Consider the following 483-nt stretch of genomic DNA (forward strand, 5'->3'; position numbering starts at 1 on the left):
GCTGTCGGCCCAGCCCGCCGAGGCGGTGCCGGTGGCCGAGCCGTACTCCGGGACCGGACGCCCACCGGTGGCGAAGTATCCCGACAAGCCGCGGTCAGTGAGGGAGCTGGTCATCGCGGCGGGACGGAAGGCAGCTCGGCCGGTGCAGTGGCGGGAGGGCTCCCGGCCCGGCACCGGCCGCTCGGGCCGCAAGCGGATGTACTCCCGTTTCGTGGCCCTGCGCGTCCGGCCTGCCGGACGTGAGGTCCGCCAGGCCACCGACGGCCCGGAACTACCCGTGTGCTGGCTGCTGGCCGAATGGCCCGCCGGCGAGAGCGAGCCGGTGCAGTACTGGCTGTCCGACCTGCCCTCCGGCATGCCGCTGACCACACTGGTCCGCCTCGCCAAACTCCGCTGGCGCATCGAGCACGACTACCGGGAGATGAAACAGGCCTTGGGCCTGGCCCATTTCGAGGGCCGGACCTGGAACGGATGGCACCACCA

At 72.3% G+C, this 483-nt stretch carries 1 protein-coding gene; it reads left to right on the forward strand.

Annotated features, from left to right (window positions below; genetic code table 11):
• Window positions 1-483: transposase (locus tag ADL25_RS12445; protein ID WP_199839148.1), on the forward strand; the 483-nt coding region annotated here is incomplete at both ends.

The organism is Streptomyces sp. NRRL F-5122 (genome assembly GCF_001507435.1).
Lineage (GTDB): Bacteria > Actinomycetota > Actinomycetes > Streptomycetales > Streptomycetaceae > Streptomyces > Streptomyces lannensis.